This is a genomic window from Parvimonas oralis (genome assembly GCF_047608425.1).
In the GTDB taxonomy this organism is placed as follows: domain Bacteria; phylum Bacillota; class Clostridia; order Tissierellales; family Peptoniphilaceae; genus Parvimonas.
Map to the genome: position 1 here is coordinate 154,738 of NZ_JBLKRS010000002.1, position 15,198 is coordinate 169,935.

Sequence of the window (15,198 nt, forward strand, 5' to 3'; positions counted from 1 at the left end):
TTATGAATTATTGTCGTAAAATACTTGACTAACATTGAAATTTGAATATTTATTTAACATATTTCTTTGGGATTAATCATTGACTTTAATCTATATTTATAATATATTTAATTCAGTAAATTAAGGGTAAAATAAAAACAAATTGATATAAACTGATATCACAGTAAATCTTTTATGAAAAAGTTTTTTCTGTTAAAATGAACTTGAAAAAATGAAAAAAAAAGTTTATAATATTCTTACGATTAAAATAGAGGGGAGAAAAAATTTGTTTTAAAATAAACTAACTTTATTTTAAAGTAATAATAAAATAGGTGTTTTAAATTTATAAGATTTAATATATTTTTTATGAAAATGTTATTTTTAATTTTTGGTTTAAAATACTGTTTAATTTTAGGAGGTGATGAAATGACTACTGATGCTATAAACAGAGTTAAGGATGCAGAGTTGAAAGCGAAATCTTTAGTTGATGAGGCAAAACTTGAAGCTATGACTTTGAAGAAAAATTCTGAGAAAGAATGTGAAGAAATTTCTGATAAAGTTATTAGCGAAGCTAATAAAAAAGCTGAAGAAATAAAATTTGGTTTAATCAATGAAGGCGAGATGTTGGCAAAGCCGGTTATTGAAAGAGCTAAAAAATATGTTGAGCTTATCAAATCTGTTGAAGATAATAAGTTAGAATCTGTGGTTAATTCAATAGTAGAGAGGATTGTGAATGTAAATGGCAATAGTTAAAATGAAGAAATTCACTTTATTTGCTTTTGAAGCTGAAAGGAAGCGATTGCTAGAAGAACTTCAAAGATTCGGTTATGTTAACTTTTCAAAATCTGATGCTGTTGACCAATTTGATTATCTAAAAGAATTGGATATTAATACAGTAGATAATAATTATATCGAAGACTCCACAAGAGTAAAATGGATGATTGATTATTTAGGTCGTTTTGTTGAAAAGGAAAAAGGTTTATCTGCTTTAAAGAAAGGTCCTATAGTTTATACTTTTAGTGAACTTGAACAAGAAGCTAATTCTTATGATTATATTCCGGATTTTAACAATTTGAATGATATAAGTAAAAAGATGGAGTCAAATAATCAAAAATTGACAGCTATAGATAATTCAATTAAAGAATTATTACCTTGGAATTCGATTAAGGAACCTATTGAAGACTTAAATTCATTTAAAAAATTAAAATTCATAATGGGATATATTCCGACTAGGAATATTGAAAAGTTTAAATCATCTACTGTAGATTTGAAATATACATATTTTGAAGAAGTAGATATAGTCGGAAGAAATTCATATTGTATTATTTTTACTAATGAAACAGAAAATGAAGCAGTATTTGAAAACTTAAGAGTAAACGGTTTTTCTGAAGTTAATTTAGAAATAAAAGGTGAAGTTTCAAAAGAAATTAAAAAATTAGAAGAAGAAAAGAAAATTTTGGAAGACGATAATATCATTTTAACTGATGAGATTAAAGCTTTTACCGGAAATATTCAAAAAATGAAGAGTGTTTATGAATATTATCAAAATTTATCTCTCAGAAATACAGTAGTTTCAAACTTTAAAGCTACTGATAAATTGGATATTATTCAAGGATATATTCCGGCTGATAAAGAGGATAATTTCAAGGCTTTGCTTGAAAAAGTATCAGCTTCCAAAGTTTATTTGGAAATTGAAGATGCTAAAAATGATGATCCGAATGTTCCAATTATCTTAAAGAATAACAAGATAGTATCACTTTTTGAATCAGTTACAAATATGTACGCTCTTCCAAAATATGATGAAGTTGATCCGACATTTATATTGTCAATATTTTATTGGATTTTCTTTGGAATGATGGTTGCAGACTTTGCTTATGGTTTAATTTTATTCATAGGTTCAGGCATAGCTTTAAAGACATTGAAGTTTAACGATTCAACAAAAAAATTCTTAAAATTTTTCTTTGCACTTAGTTTTTCAACTATGATATGGGGATTAATTTACGGTTCGGCCTTTGGAGATTTAATTACTTTACCAACTCAAATTTTGGACTCATCAAAAGATTTTATGACAGTTCTGATATTGTCTTTAGCATTTGGTGGAGTACATTTAGCATTTGGATTGGGAATGAAAGCTTATGTATTAATCAAAAACGGAAAGCCTATGGATGCATTCTATGATGTATTCCTTTGGTACTTGACTTTGACTTCTGTTATTTTAGTTATTATCGGTAAAGCGGTTACAATGCCGAAGATAGTAAATACAATAGCTTTTTATGGAATGATAATTGGGATGTTGGGTATTGTTGCATTTGGAGCCAGAGATTCAAAAAGTATCGCAGGAAGAATTGCAGGAGGACTGTATTCACTTTATGGAATAACATCTTATATTGGAGATTTTGTCTCATATCTTAGACTTATGGCTCTTGGACTTGCGGGCGGTTTTATTGCAGTAGCAATCAATATAATTGTAAAAATGCTTGTAGGTGGAGGAATTGTAGGAATAATTTTCGGAGTGATAGTTTTTGTGTTTGCTCAAGCATTTAATATATTTTTAAGTTTCTTATCAGCTTATGTTCATACTTCTAGACTTATGTACGTGGAATTTTTCAGTAAATTCTATGAAGGTGGCGGAAAGGCGTTTAAGAAATTTAGAAGTGATAAGAAATATATAGAAGTAAAATAATTCTAAAATAAAAAAATAAAAACAAATGAAAAGGAGATTTTGTAATGAAAGAATTTATGGCTGTATTAGCACAAAATGGTGGAGTTGTATTTGGTATATTAGGAGCGGCACTTGCGGTATTATTAGCCGGACTTGGTTCTGCAAGAGGTGTTCAAATGGCAGGGGAAGCTGCAGCAGGATTGGTTATTGATGAACCTGAAAAATTCGGTAAAGCAATGGTATTACAATTATTACCGGGTACACAAGGACTTTACGGATTTGTAATAGGTCTTTTCATAATGTTCAAATTAAGAGTTGATATGAGTTTAGTTGAAGGCTTATACTATGTTATGGTTTCTCTACCTGTCGGTATCGTGGGATTAAAATCAGCTTATTACCAAGCAAGAGTTGCAGTTGCAGGTATCAATATCTTAGCAAAAAATGAAGAACATCAAACAAAAGGTATTATCCTTTCAGTAATGGTTGAAACTTATGCAATCTTAGCATTTGCTATGTCATTCTTATTACTTTCAAGCGTTGCATTCAAATAAAAAGCATTAAATAAAATAAAAAGGATGTGATAGAATGTCTAATTTGGACAATATTATAGATGAAATCCTTCAAGATGCTAAAAATGAATCTGAAAAAATAGTAAAAGATGCTAGAATGGAAGTTGCAGATCTTGTTGGAAAAACAGAAAGTGAAGCTCAAAAAAAAGCTGATAAGATAATTGAAAAAGCAAAAGCAGAGGGTACACAATCTAAAGATAGAATAATTTCAAACTCAAGTTTAACAGCAAGAGATATGATTTTAGTTGCAAAACAAGAAGTGATAAATAAAGTCTTTGAATTGACTAAAGAAAAATTAAAAACTTTAAATCATGAAGATTATTTAAGTTTTGTCGAAAAATCATTAAAAACTTTAGACATTAAAGAAGATAGTGAAATTATTCTTACTGAAAGTGAAAAGAAATTGGCAGGAGAAAAATTATTTGGAATTAAAGTTGCAAATGAAACTGTTGAAAGTGGATTTTCACTAAAAAATGGAAAAATTATTTTAAATAATGAATTTTCAAGTTTAGTTGATTTAATAAAGGAAGACTTGGAACAAGAAGTAGCAGATAAGTTATTTAGTTAATAGGAGGTGTATTATGGATAGAGAAAATTTTATCCAATCAAGTGTTAGAATTCGTCATGCTGAGAAAAATCTCCTTACTAAACAACAACTTCATAGACTTGCTGATGCAAAGACTCTTGAAGATGCAATTAAGTTACTTAATGAAATTTCTTATTCAAGTGAAATTTCAAAATTGGATAGACCTGAGAATTATGAACAGGTTTTGTCAGAAGTTTTGGATAAAACATACAAAGATGTTATGGAAATTTCTCCTGAAAAATCTTTAGTTGAGATACTTTCTTGTAAATATGATTATCACAACTTAAAAGTTTTGGTAAAAGAGCATATTTTAAAAGAAAAATTTGACTCAATGTATTGTATGTTAGATGCAAATGAAATTGAAACATTTAGAGAATTAGCCTTAAAAGATGATGAGGACTTATCAAAAGATTTTAAAGAATGTTTAGAATTTTTCGAAATTACAAAAGACCCTCAAGACATTGATATCTTTATAGATAAAAAATACTTTGAAAAAGTTTTGAATTTAACTGAAGAATTTAAACTTGAAATGATTTCAGAATATTTTAGAGCTATGATTGATTTTTTAAATCTTAGAACTTTTATAAGATGTAGAAAACAAAATCAAGTAAAAGAAACTTTGGAAAAAGTTTTGATAAAAGGTGGAGATATCGAAACAGACAGGATTTTAGAAATGTTCTATGAGGATATTGAACTTTTACCTATTAAGTTAAAGGCTTATAAGATTGGTAGAGTTTTATCTAAAATCGTAGAAGAGTATAAAAATACTAATTCTCTTAATAGCTTTGAAAAAAGTATGGATGATTATTTAGTTGAAATAGTTAGAGAAACTAAATCTATCCATTATGGAGCAGAAGTTATTTTTAGTTTTCTTTTCGCAAAAGAATTGGAAATTAAGAACTTAAGACTTATATTAGTAGGAAAAGTCAATGGATTATCTGCTGAATTCATTAAAGAAAGGTTGCGTGAAGTTTATGTATAAGATAGCTGTAATTGGCGATAAGGATTCGGTTCTTGCCTTTAGAGCACTTGGGGTTCATGTTTTCACTGCAATTGAAGGTAATGATGCCAGAAGAATTATTGACAAACTAGCAAAAGAAGATTATGGAATTATCTTTGTTACTGAACAGTTAGCAAAAGATATTCCAGAAACTATTCAAAGATATAACAGTGAAGTTATTCCAGCAGTGATTTTAATACCTAGCAACAGAGGTAGTTTGAATATAGGCTTAGAGAATATCAACAAGAATGTTGAAAAAGCTGTTGGATCAAATATATTATAGAAAGCGAGGGCTTATATTGAAAGTCGGTAAAGTTATTAAAGTTTCTGGACCTCTTGTAGTTGCAGAAGGAATGGAAGATGCGAACGTATATGATGTTGTTGAAGTTTCTAAAAATAAGCTCATTGGAGAAATTATAGAAATGAGAGGCGACAAAGCCTCAATCCAAGTTTATGAAGAAACTACTGGTATAGGACCTGGAGATGATGTTTATTCAACAGGTAGTCCACTTTCTATTGAACTTGGACCGGGAATGCTGGAACAGATGTTTGACGGTATTCAAAGACCTCTTGAAGCTCTACAAGCAAAAGCCGGAGATTTCCTTTTAAGAGGTGTAAGTGTATTACCATTGGATAGAGAAAAAAGCTGGGATTTTATTCCAACAGTAAAAGTTGGAGATGAAGTTTTTGAAGGAAATATAATTGGGACAGTTCAGGAGACTACAGTTGTTTCTCATAAGATTATGGTTCCTCCTGCTGTAAACGGAAAAATAGTTGAGATTTTATCAGGTTATCATACAGTTGATGAAATTATTTGTAAAATAGAAACTGACAACGGAATTAAAGAATTAAATATGATTCAAAAATGGCCGGTACGTAAAGGACGTCCTTATGCAAGAAAATTGGATCCAATTAGACCCCTTGTAACAGGTCAAAGAATAATTGATACTTTCTTCCCTGTAGCAAAGGGTGGGGCTGCTGCAATTCCGGGACCTTTCGGTTCAGGTAAGACAGTTGTTCAACACCAACTTGCAAAATGGGCGGATGCGGAAATAGTAATTTATGTTGGTTGTGGAGAACGTGGAAACGAAATGACTGACGTACTTATGGAATTCCCTGAAATTCTTGACCCAAAAACCGGTCAATCACTTATGAAAAGAACAGTTCTTATAGCAAATACTTCAAATATGCCGGTAGCTGCTCGTGAAGCATCAATTTATACAGGTATTACTATCGGAGAATATTTTAGAGATATGGGATATTCAGTTGCACTTATGGCTGACTCAACTTCTCGTTGGGCAGAAGCGCTTCGTGAAATGTCCGGTCGTCTTGAAGAAATGCCCGGTGATGAAGGTTATCCGGCATATCTTGCATCAAGAGTTGCAGACTTTTATGAAAGAGCTGGTTTTGTAAAATGTTTAGGAGAAGATAGAGAAGGTGCTTTAACAGTAATTGGAGCGGTTTCTCCTCCGGGTGGAGATATTTCTGAACCGGTATCACAAGCTACACTTAGAATAGTAAAAGTGTTCTGGGGACTTGATTATGCATTATCTTATAGAAGACATTTCCCTGCTATTAACTGGTTGAACTCTTATTCATTATATCAAGATAAAATGGATAAGTTTATGGATGAAAGCATTGATAAAAAATTCTCTGAATACAGAATAAGATCAATGGCACTTTTACAAGAAGAATCAAATTTACAAGAAGTTGTTCGTCTTGTAGGTAGAGATTCACTTTCAGAAGCGGATCAATTAAAACTTGAAGTTGCAAAATCTTTAAGAGAAGATTTCTTACAACAAAATGCTTTCCATGAAGTTGATACTTATTGTTCTCTTCCAAAGCAATTTAAAATGTTAAGTCTTATTTTGGGTTTCTATGATGAAGCTAAAAAAGCATTAAATTCAGGAGTATATCTTGATGAAATATTAAAGATTGACTCTCGTGAAGGAATAGCAAGAAGTAAAAATATTTCTGAAAAAGAATTGGAAAAATTTGATGAATTATTCGAAACAGTTAAGGCTGATATAGAAAAATTAATAAGCGAAGGAGGTAACTCTAATGCTTAAAGAGTATAAGACAGTAAAAGAAGTAGTAGGACCTTTGATGGTTGTTGAAGGTGTTGAAGGAGTTAAGTACGAAGAGTTAGTTGAAGTTAGACTTCAAAACGGAGAAAAGAGAAGAGGAAAAGTTCTTGAAATTAATGGGGATAAGGCAATGGTTCAATTGTTTGAAGGCTCATCAGGAATTAACTTAAGAGATACAACTTGTAGATTTTTAGGACATCCTCTTGAACTTGGAGTTTCTGAAGATATGATTGGAAGAATTTTTGATGGACTTGGGAATCCTATTGATAAAGGTCCAAAGATTATTCCCGAAATGAAGATAGATATTAACGGCTCTCCAATCAATCCTGTATCAAGAGACTATCCTTCAGAATTTATTCAAACAGGTATTTCTACGATAGATGGACTTAATACATTAGTTAGAGGACAAAAATTACCTATTTTTTCAGGTTCAGGTCTTCCTCATAACAATGTAGCTGCACAAATCGCAAGACAAGCAAGAGTACTTGGTGGTGGAGAAAAATTCGCCGTAGTATTTGGAGCAATGGGTATCACTTTTGAAGAAGCTCAATTCTTTATTGATGACTTTACAAAAACAGGTGCGATAGACAGAGCAGTTTTGTTTATGAACCTTGCAAATGACCCTGCAATAGAAAGAATTGCAACTCCTCGTATGGCTCTTACTTGTGCTGAATATTTGGCATTTGAAAAGGGAATGCATGTTTTGGTAATCTTAACTGACCTTACAAATTATGCAGAAGCACTTCGTGAAGTTTCTGCAGCCAGAAAAGAAGTTCCGGGACGTCGTGGTTATCCGGGTTATCTATATACTGACCTTTCAACTATCTATGAAAGAGCAGGAAGACTTAAAGGAAGACCGGGATCAATTACACAAATTCCTATTTTAACAATGCCTGAAGATGATATCACTCATCCAATTCCTGACCTTACAGGATATATCACTGAAGGACAAATTATTCTTTCAAGAGAATTATATAAACAAGGTATTCAACCACCAATTTTTGTAATTCCTTCACTATCAAGACTTAAAGATAAAGGTATTGGTAAAGGAAAGACAAGAGAAGATCATGCAGAGACAATGAACCAAATCTATGCCGGTTATGCATCAGGTAGAGAGGCTCGTGAATTGGCAGTAATCCTAGGTGAATCAGCATTATCAGAAGCAGATAAAGCATTCGCAAAATTTGCAGATGCTTTTGATAAGAGATATGTTGACCAAGGATATGAAACAAACAGGACGATAGAAGAAACTTTAAACTTAGGTTGGGAATTATTAAGTATAGTTCCAAGAACAGAATTTAAGAGAATTAGAGAGGAATATATTGATAAATATTTAGGAAAGACAGAATAAAGGGGAGATATAGATGGCAAAGCTAAATGTAAATCCTACACGTATGGCTCTTTCAAATCTTAAAGGAAGACTTGTAACTGCTAAAAGAGGTCATAAACTTCTTAAAGATAAACAAGATGAACTTATGAGAAGATTTATAGAAATGATTAGAAAAAATAAAAAACTTCGTCTTGAAGTTGAAGAAGAACTTTCAAATTCATTCAAATCTTTTCTTTTAGCAAGTGCTGTTATGAGTCCCGAATTTTTGGAACAAGCTGTTGCCTTTCCGAAAGAACAGGTATCCGTTGCCATTGAGACAAAAAATGTAATGAGTGTAAATATTCCTAAAATGGAATTCGATAGAACGGAATCAAGTGGAGCAATTTTCCCTTATGGTTATGCTCAAACATCTTCTGAACTTGACGATGCAATTTTAGAATTACATTCAATAATGGATAAGCTTTTAGAACTTGCAGAAGTTGAAAAAGCTTGTCAACTAATGGCAGATGAAATTGAAAAGACTCGTAGAAGAGTAAATGCTCTTGAGTATAGAACAATTCCGGACTTGGAAGAAACAATTAAATTCATCAGAATGAAATTAGATGAAAATGAAAGAGCTACTATTACAAGACTTATGAAAGTTAAGGATATTATAGCTAAACAAGTATAGGAAAAGCTGTTGCAATTTGCAACAGCTTTTTATTGTGAAACAACAAGGTTCCGGGGCACCCAGCCGATGCGAAGCATCGTGGAAGGGAGGGGTTATTATTGTGAAACAACAAGGTTCCCGGGCACCCGCCCGATGCGAAGCATCGTGGAAGGGTGGGGTTATTATTGTGAAACAACAAGGTTCCCGGGCACCCGCCCGATGCGAAGCATCGTGGAAGGGTGGGGTTATTATTGTGAAACAACAAGGTTCCCGGGTACCCACCCGATGCGAAGCATCGTGGAAGGGTGGGGTTCTTATTTTTTATACACTCTGTTTGAATCACTTGAAAAAGTTGTTATATAGTAGTATAATATAACAGTAATAACATAATATAATAAAAGTTATATGATTTATTTTGAGGAGGGATATTATGGACAATTTAAAAAAAGATGATTTAGAAATTGACAAAAACTTAGAAGAAAAGGAAAATAAAACAGAAATTGAAACTGAAAAAACTGAAGAACAGGAAACAGTAAATGAAAATGTTGAAGTAAAAGATATTGAAGATAAGGGTAATTTTGACAAGGTTGTAGAGAGCAAAGTTGATTTTAAACAAAAGTTTGATAAAATTATTTCTAAGAAAAATTTGTTAGAATACATTATGGGAGGAATTTCAGCAGTTTTTGTACTCAATCTGCTTTATATAGTTATTAAACTTATAGGATTAGGTAGTTATAAAAGTTTGAAAATTAATTCAGAAAATGTCCTATCAGGTTTTGCTAAGACTATGTCCAAGATAGAATCTTTAAAGACAATTGTTAAACTTAGAGATTTTTCTCATTTTTTGATTTTTTTATCAATAGTTTTAATTGCAGTTATTTACTATAAAACTGTAGTTCTTGAAAAAAGAAAAGATTTTATAAAAAAAACAACAAATATAAACTTTTTGGGTGGAAATGCGATTGCTATTATCAGTAGCTTAATTTTAAAAATATCTATTAAGAATTTTTCAACATTTATGCTATATATTGCAATTATTATTTATCTAGTTGCAATTGCAACATTTGCATATAATGTTTATACACTTTATTTAGAGTTATTTAAAAATCAAAAAAATTAATAAAAGTTAAAATATTACATTATGTAGTTGATAGAAAATTTGTATAAGGTAATTCTGTTAATAAAAAAATAAGTATAGTAATAAATGAGTTTATCATATTTATATTTGATAAACTTTTTTATTGTATTGTAAAGATGCTTGATATTATAAACAAAGGAAAGTTTTTCAATTGTCTTAATTTATATATAGGTAAATTTATCACTTCATAATTTTATTATATGTGATTAAATGATAATAAAAAAAGTAAAGCCCCTTTTGTTAAATTGTGGATAAGTTGAATAACTTGTGGATAAGTGGATATTTTGACCTTTATTTTGTGGATAACTTTTATAATAATATGGGATAACTTTAATTTTTGAATAGGAAATCAGGAAAAATTGGTTTATTTTAACATTATCAATAAGAACCTCACCCCTCCACGATGCTTTGCATCGGGTGGGTACCCGAGAACCTTGTTGCTTCGCAATAAAAAAATTGTGAATAAAATATTTTTTTAAAAAATATTATTAAAAAAATATTTTAAAAAGCTATGTTTTTTTTAAAAAATGTGGTATCATTATTGTAGATATGTATTTCATATTTTTATGAAAAATATCTTTTATCAATTTAAAATTTAAGATTTTAAAAATTTTAAGGAGGACATACAAAATGGAAGAAAACAAAGGCTGTGGATGTGGCTGTGGTTGCGGTTGCGAAGAAGAAATGGAAGCTGAATTATTAGTTTTTGAAAACGAAGATGGAAAAGAAGAAACTTTTGAAGTTATTGGAGTTTTTGAAGTTGAAGAAAAAGAATATATTGCACTTCAAAGTCAAGAAGACGGAAGTATCTTACTTTGCAAATATATAGAAAAAGAAGACGGAGAATATGAAGTTGAAGAAATCGAAGATGATGAAGAATTCAATAAGGTTTCTGACGCATTTGACGCTTTAGTTGAAGAAGACGAAGAATAAGATTAGTCCACGAAGTGCCGTTATCGGCACTTTATTTTTTTAATAAATGAGGTATTTATGTTAAAGGCAGTTTGTTTAGATTTAGATGGAACTCTATTGGATGATGATAAAAAGATATCTGCGCGGAGTTTTAAATTGTTGGACAATTTGATTGAAAATGGAATAGAGGTCGTAATCGCTACAGGTAGGCATTTTTATATGGCATCAGGATTTTTACAACCTTTAAAGAGAGATATCATAGTCTGTGCTAATAATGGAGCTATGAGTAGGTTTAAGGAGTCTAACAAATTAATTAATGTTGAATATGTAAAAAATTCTAAATTTTTGGAAGTTTATAATAAGGCTTTGGATTGTGGAATGAATCCTTATGTTTATGTGGATTCTTTTGTAGATGGTTATCATCTTGCTATAAAAGACGGACAACCTAAGAAAAGTCATTTTGAAGAAAATATTGCTGACAAAAAGATTGCTACAGATTGTATTAAGTATTTTAGCCAAGTTGATATGAATTCTTTACAAACTGTTTTATGTATAGCCTTTTTGGATCAAAAAGAAAAAATTGATGAATTTTACGGATTGTTTGATAAAGAGCATAATTTGGTAAAAAACAGGTATTTTATACCGAATGGAAAAAAAGTTTTGGAGTTTCAATCTGAAAAAGCTGATAAATGGGTTGCAGTAACTAATTATCTTAAAAGCAAAAATATTGAACTTTCAGATGTTGTGTCTTTCGGCGACGAATTTAATGATAAATCTATGATAAAAAATTCCGGAATTGGTTTTGCGATGAAAAATGGAATTGATGAGTTAAAGTCTTTGACAAATAATATTACTGAATTTACAAATAATGAAGATGGAGTATATTTTGAGTTAAAGAAATTGTTTAGGGATGTTTTAGGAGAAAAAAATGGCTTGTAATTTAAAGTTTAATGGAATAAATGGTGAATTTTCTTTAGATAAGTATAAAGGAAAGAAGATAATTTTGTATTTTTATCCTAAGGACAACACTTCAGGTTGTACTTTGGAGGCTATACAATTTAGTGAACTTAAAAGTGAGTTTGAAAAGTTAAATGCGGTTATTATCGGGGTTAGTAAGGATTCTCTTGCCAGTCATAAGAAATTTATTGAAAAACATAATTTAACCGTTGAATTGGTTTCTGACGAGGATATTTCAATTCAAGAGCATTTTGACGTTTGGAAACTAAAAAAAATGTGTGGTAAAGAGTATATGGGAACTGTCAGATCCACTTTTATTTTGGACGATAAGGGAAATATTTTAAAAGAATTTAGAAATGTAAAAGCTAAAGACCACGCTATAAAAGTACTAGAAGCATTGAAGGAATTAGAATGTTAGAGGAAGATTTTTACAGAACATATTCCAAATATCTTAAAGATATTTATGGAGAAAAAGTTTATAAACTGCCTGTTAAACTCAATTTAAGCTGTCCGAACAGAGATGGTAATATCGCAACGGGTGGTTGTATTTTTTGTGGAGATGAAGGCGGTTCTTTTGAAAATTGTCATTTCTCTATGTCCGTAAGAGAACAGGTTTTGAGAAATAAGTCCTATATTTCAAAAAAATACAATGCTAAAAAATTTATTGTATATTTTCAAAATTTTACAAATACATATCTTGGAATGGATGATTTTAAAAAGATGATAGAGGATAGTGTTGTTGATGAGGACATAATTGGGATTTCTCTGTCAACAAGACCGGATTGTATTTTAGAAGAGCAATTATTATTTTTAAAGAATTTTCAAAAGAATAGAAATTTAGAAATAGATTTTGAATTGGGTTTGCAAACTGTAAATTATAGAACTTTAATAAAGTTAAATAGAGGTCATACTTTGGCTGAATTTATAAATGCTGTTAATTTAATTCATAAATTTGGGTTTAGAGTTTGTACTCATATCATCGTTGGACTTCCATGGGATGACGAGTTAGATATGATTGAATCTGCAAAGATTTTATCAGCTTTAAAAATTGAAGAGGTAAAATTACATTCGCTATACATAGTAAAAAATACTGTTTTAGGCGAAATGTACTTAAATGGAGAAATTGAATTAATAAGTAAGGAGAAATTTATCGACTTGGTAATTTCTTTTTTAAGAAATCTAGACGAAAAAATAGTTTTACAAAGACTTCTTGGTCGTGTTCCTGAAGAAAATAGCTTGTTTTGTAACTGGAATACGAGTTGGTGGAAGATTAGAGATGAAATTTTAGAAAAAATGGAGAAAAATCATTTTAAACAGGGAGATCTGTTTAATAATTTTGAAGGAGTAGTGAAAAAATAATGAAAAACTATGGACTTTTTGATGTTATAGGTCCTATTATGATTGGACCTTCAAGTTCCCATACTGCTGGAGCTTGCAGGCTTGGACGAATTGCAAAAATTATTTATGCAAGAGATATAAAGAAAGTAATTTTTCATTTACATGGAAGTTTTAAAAATACATATCAAGGTCACGGAACTGATAGAGCTTTGGTCGGTGGAATATTAGGATATGATACTGATGACGAAAGAATAAGGGATGCTTTGGATATTGCTACAAATAGAGGTATTGATTTTTCTTTTGTTCCAATGGATTTATTATTTGCTCATCCAAATACAGTTAAGACTGAATTTATTGAACCAAATGGGGATAGTTTTTATGTAATAGGTTCTTCAATTGGTGGTGGTGCCATTGAAATTACAAATATTAATGGAGTTGACGTTAAATTTGGTGGTGTATATAATACAATAATCCTTAAATATAATGACAGATATGGAATGATTGCTCAAGTTAGTACAATTTTAGCTGAAAATAAGATAAATATCGGTAGTTTGATTATGAATAGGGAGGATGGAGTTGCATCTGCTGTTATGGAAATTGATGGAGGAATTGATGAAATGGCTATTTATAGAATAAGCAAATTACCTGATATGTTGGATTGTATGATTTTAAAACCATTGTAGGAGGTTATATGATTTCATCAGGAGAACAATTATTACGTTTATGTAAAGAAAAAAACAAAAAAATTAGTGAAATTGCATTGGAACACCAACTTGAAGAAATGGGTATAACAAAAGAAGAACTTTTAGAGATGCTTAGGGAAACTTATGAAGTAATGAAAGCATCAGCTTCCGATGTTATAACTAATGATAAAATCAATCCTTTTAAAATAACCGGTGGAAATGCAAAGAAAATTTTGAGATATGCACAAAGTGGAAAAAGTATATTAGGAGAGTCTATGGTCACAGCTATTGCTAGAGGTTTTTCAACTTCTGAAGTAAATGCCGGTATGGGAAAAATTGTAGCTGCTCCAACTGCCGGAGGTGCAGGAATTTTACCCGGTAGTCTTTCTTGGATTCAAGATAAATATAATTTTACAGATGACCAAATGCTAATGGCACTTCTAGTTTCCGGAACAATTGGAAGAATTATTGCAACAAATGCAACAATTTCCGGAGCAGAAGGTGGTTGTCAAGCTGAATGTGGTGCAGCAGCGGCAATGAGTGCAGCAGCAATAGTAGAATTACATGGTGGAACTCCAGAACAATCTTTGACAGCTTCATGCTTTGCAATGCTTTCTGTATTGGGATTGGTTTGTGATCCGGTAGCAGGGCTTGTAGAATTTCCTTGTGCACTTAGAAATGGAACGGGAACCATTAATGCGTTGGTTGCTAGTGACATTGCGCTTGCGGGAGTAGAAAGCATTGTACCTTTTGACGAGGTGGTTCAAGCAATGTATGAAGTTGGAAATGCATTACCTGAAACTTTAAGAGAAACTGCATTAGGTGGATGTGCAGCATGTCCATCTGCAAAGAAAATGGAATGTAAAGTATTTCCGGATAGATTAAGTTAATAACGGACTTATTAAGTCCGATTTATGCAGAAATGGTGGAACTGGTAGACACGCTATCTTGAGGGGGTAGTGAGCAAAGCTTGTGAGGGTTCAAATCCCTTTTTCTGCACCAACTCCGTTAGAAAAACTAACGGAGTTTTTTTGTGAAGAAATCAATATTGATTCAAAATTAAGAATACATTTCATAGTATAATCAATAAATAATTATCAATAAAAAATATTTATAATTAAAGTTAAAAATCTAAGATGATTTGCTGCTTTTTATCAATTCACTGCTTAAGATTAAATTGACATTGAAGTAAAAATAGTGTAAAATAATCATGAATACAAGTTTTTTGAAAAATCTTTTCTATATACTAAAATTTTGATATTATTAGTTTTATTTATAGAGAAATTTTAAAAATTGTGATAATAAAAA

At 30.7% G+C, this 15,198-nt stretch carries 16 protein-coding genes and 1 tRNA gene; all 17 read left to right on the forward strand.

Going from position 1 to position 15,198, the window contains the following annotated elements; translation table 11 throughout:
• The first annotated feature begins 405 nt into the window (after positions 1 to 405).
• The 17 genes from ACMX2D_RS04215 to ACMX2D_RS04295 all read left to right on the forward strand — a co-directional run bounded on the left by ACMX2D_RS04215 (position 406) and on the right by ACMX2D_RS04295 (position 14,892).
• Positions 406 to 732: a hypothetical protein gene (locus ACMX2D_RS04215; RefSeq protein ID WP_414972823.1), complete on the forward strand. Its 327-nt coding sequence runs from the start codon at positions 406 to 408 to the stop codon at positions 730 to 732.
• Entirely contained in the window at positions 719 to 2,662 is a 1,944-nt protein-coding gene (locus tag ACMX2D_RS04220; RefSeq protein WP_414972824.1) for a V-type ATP synthase subunit I, read from the forward strand. The genes ACMX2D_RS04215 and ACMX2D_RS04220 overlap by 14 nt, the downstream gene beginning before the upstream one ends.
• 44 nt (positions 2,663 to 2,706) lie before the next feature.
• The gene (locus tag ACMX2D_RS04225) at positions 2,707 to 3,192 is read left to right on the forward strand and encodes a V-type ATP synthase subunit K (protein WP_009447750.1); all 486 of its coding nucleotides are present in this window, start codon (positions 2,707 to 2,709) and stop codon (positions 3,190 to 3,192) included.
• A gap of 34 nt (positions 3,193 to 3,226) precedes the next feature.
• Complete coding sequence (locus tag ACMX2D_RS04230; protein ID WP_414971488.1) at positions 3,227 to 3,778, forward strand: V-type ATP synthase subunit E; 552 nt, start codon at positions 3,227 to 3,229, stop codon at positions 3,776 to 3,778.
• A 13-nt stretch (positions 3,779 to 3,791) separates the two neighbouring features.
• On the forward strand, positions 3,792 to 4,778 hold the full coding sequence (locus ACMX2D_RS04235; RefSeq protein WP_414972825.1) for a V-type ATP synthase subunit C: 987 nt from the start codon (positions 3,792 to 3,794) through the stop codon (positions 4,776 to 4,778).
• Positions 4,771 to 5,079, forward strand: a complete 309-nt coding sequence (locus ACMX2D_RS04240; RefSeq protein WP_009447920.1) for a V-type ATP synthase subunit F — start codon at positions 4,771 to 4,773, stop codon at positions 5,077 to 5,079. Before ACMX2D_RS04235 ends, ACMX2D_RS04240 begins: the two co-directional genes overlap by 8 nt.
• 16 nt (positions 5,080 to 5,095) lie before the next feature.
• The gene (locus ACMX2D_RS04245; RefSeq protein ID WP_414972826.1) at positions 5,096 to 6,865 is read left to right on the forward strand and encodes a V-type ATP synthase subunit A; all 1,770 of its coding nucleotides are present in this window, start codon (positions 5,096 to 5,098) and stop codon (positions 6,863 to 6,865) included.
• Positions 6,858 to 8,234, forward strand: coding sequence for a V-type ATP synthase subunit B (locus ACMX2D_RS04250; protein ID WP_414972827.1), 1,377 nt, complete (start codon positions 6,858 to 6,860; stop codon positions 8,232 to 8,234). The genes ACMX2D_RS04245 and ACMX2D_RS04250 overlap by 8 nt, the downstream gene beginning before the upstream one ends.
• A gap of 13 nt (positions 8,235 to 8,247) precedes the next feature.
• Positions 8,248 to 8,883 carry a V-type ATP synthase subunit D gene (locus ACMX2D_RS04255; RefSeq protein ID WP_414971493.1) on the forward strand — a complete coding sequence of 212 codons (636 nt, stop codon included), beginning with the start codon at positions 8,248 to 8,250 and terminating at the stop codon, positions 8,881 to 8,883.
• Positions 8,884 to 9,292: 409 nt separating this feature from the next.
• Positions 9,293 to 9,982 carry a hypothetical protein gene (locus ACMX2D_RS04260; protein ID WP_414972828.1) on the forward strand — a complete coding sequence of 230 codons (690 nt, stop codon included), beginning with the start codon at positions 9,293 to 9,295 and terminating at the stop codon, positions 9,980 to 9,982.
• 648 nt (positions 9,983 to 10,630) lie between these two features.
• On the forward strand, positions 10,631 to 10,933 hold the full coding sequence (locus ACMX2D_RS04265; RefSeq protein ID WP_009448241.1) for a DUF1292 domain-containing protein: 303 nt from the start codon (positions 10,631 to 10,633) through the stop codon (positions 10,931 to 10,933).
• Between the two features lie 57 nt (positions 10,934 to 10,990).
• Positions 10,991 to 11,851, forward strand: coding sequence for a Cof-type HAD-IIB family hydrolase (locus ACMX2D_RS04270; protein WP_414971495.1), 861 nt, complete (start codon positions 10,991 to 10,993; stop codon positions 11,849 to 11,851).
• Positions 11,841 to 12,287, forward strand: a complete 447-nt coding sequence (locus ACMX2D_RS04275; protein WP_009447844.1) for a peroxiredoxin — start codon at positions 11,841 to 11,843, stop codon at positions 12,285 to 12,287. Before ACMX2D_RS04270 ends, ACMX2D_RS04275 begins: the two co-directional genes overlap by 11 nt.
• Positions 12,281 to 13,228, forward strand: a complete 948-nt coding sequence (gene mnmL / locus ACMX2D_RS04280) for a tRNA modification radical SAM protein MnmL/YtqA (protein ID WP_414972829.1) — start codon at positions 12,281 to 12,283, stop codon at positions 13,226 to 13,228. The genes ACMX2D_RS04275 and mnmL overlap by 7 nt, the downstream gene beginning before the upstream one ends.
• On the forward strand, positions 13,228 to 13,890 hold the full coding sequence (gene sdaAB / locus ACMX2D_RS04285) for an L-serine ammonia-lyase, iron-sulfur-dependent subunit beta (protein ID WP_414972830.1): 663 nt from the start codon (positions 13,228 to 13,230) through the stop codon (positions 13,888 to 13,890). Before mnmL ends, sdaAB begins: the two co-directional genes overlap by 1 nt.
• Positions 13,891 to 13,898: 8 nt before the next feature.
• On the forward strand, positions 13,899 to 14,780 hold the full coding sequence (gene sdaAA, locus ACMX2D_RS04290; RefSeq protein ID WP_414972832.1) for an L-serine ammonia-lyase, iron-sulfur-dependent, subunit alpha: 882 nt from the start codon (positions 13,899 to 13,901) through the stop codon (positions 14,778 to 14,780).
• 26 nt (positions 14,781 to 14,806) lie between these two features.
• A tRNA-Leu gene (locus ACMX2D_RS04295) sits at positions 14,807 to 14,892 on the forward strand.
• The last annotated feature ends 306 nt before the right edge of the window (positions 14,893 to 15,198 follow it).

Bases quoted from the DNA above. Each gene is read 5' to 3' on its own strand.
- ACMX2D_RS04215 (WP_414972823.1), top strand. From the start codon at position 406: ATGACTACTGATGCTATAAACAGAGTTAAGGATGCAGAGTTGAAAGCG.
- ACMX2D_RS04220 (WP_414972824.1), top strand. From the start codon at position 719: ATGGCAATAGTTAAAATGAAGAAATTCACTTTATTTGCTTTTGAAGCT.
- ACMX2D_RS04225 (WP_009447750.1), top strand. From the start codon at position 2,707: ATGAAAGAATTTATGGCTGTATTAGCACAAAATGGTGGAGTTGTATTT.
- ACMX2D_RS04230 (WP_414971488.1), top strand. From the start codon at position 3,227: ATGTCTAATTTGGACAATATTATAGATGAAATCCTTCAAGATGCTAAA.
- ACMX2D_RS04235 (WP_414972825.1), top strand. From the start codon at position 3,792: ATGGATAGAGAAAATTTTATCCAATCAAGTGTTAGAATTCGTCATGCT.
- ACMX2D_RS04240 (WP_009447920.1), top strand. From the start codon at position 4,771: ATGTATAAGATAGCTGTAATTGGCGATAAGGATTCGGTTCTTGCCTTT.
- ACMX2D_RS04250 (WP_414972827.1), top strand. From the start codon at position 6,858: ATGCTTAAAGAGTATAAGACAGTAAAAGAAGTAGTAGGACCTTTGATG.
- ACMX2D_RS04255 (WP_414971493.1), top strand. From the start codon at position 8,248: ATGGCAAAGCTAAATGTAAATCCTACACGTATGGCTCTTTCAAATCTT.
- ACMX2D_RS04260 (WP_414972828.1), top strand. From the start codon at position 9,293: ATGGACAATTTAAAAAAAGATGATTTAGAAATTGACAAAAACTTAGAA.
- ACMX2D_RS04265 (WP_009448241.1), top strand. From the start codon at position 10,631: ATGGAAGAAAACAAAGGCTGTGGATGTGGCTGTGGTTGCGGTTGCGAA.
- ACMX2D_RS04270 (WP_414971495.1), top strand. From the start codon at position 10,991: ATGTTAAAGGCAGTTTGTTTAGATTTAGATGGAACTCTATTGGATGAT.
- ACMX2D_RS04275 (WP_009447844.1), top strand. From the start codon at position 11,841: ATGGCTTGTAATTTAAAGTTTAATGGAATAAATGGTGAATTTTCTTTA.
- mnmL (WP_414972829.1), top strand. From the start codon at position 12,281: ATGTTAGAGGAAGATTTTTACAGAACATATTCCAAATATCTTAAAGAT.
- sdaAB (WP_414972830.1), top strand. From the start codon at position 13,228: ATGAAAAACTATGGACTTTTTGATGTTATAGGTCCTATTATGATTGGA.
- sdaAA (WP_414972832.1), top strand. From the start codon at position 13,899: ATGATTTCATCAGGAGAACAATTATTACGTTTATGTAAAGAAAAAAAC.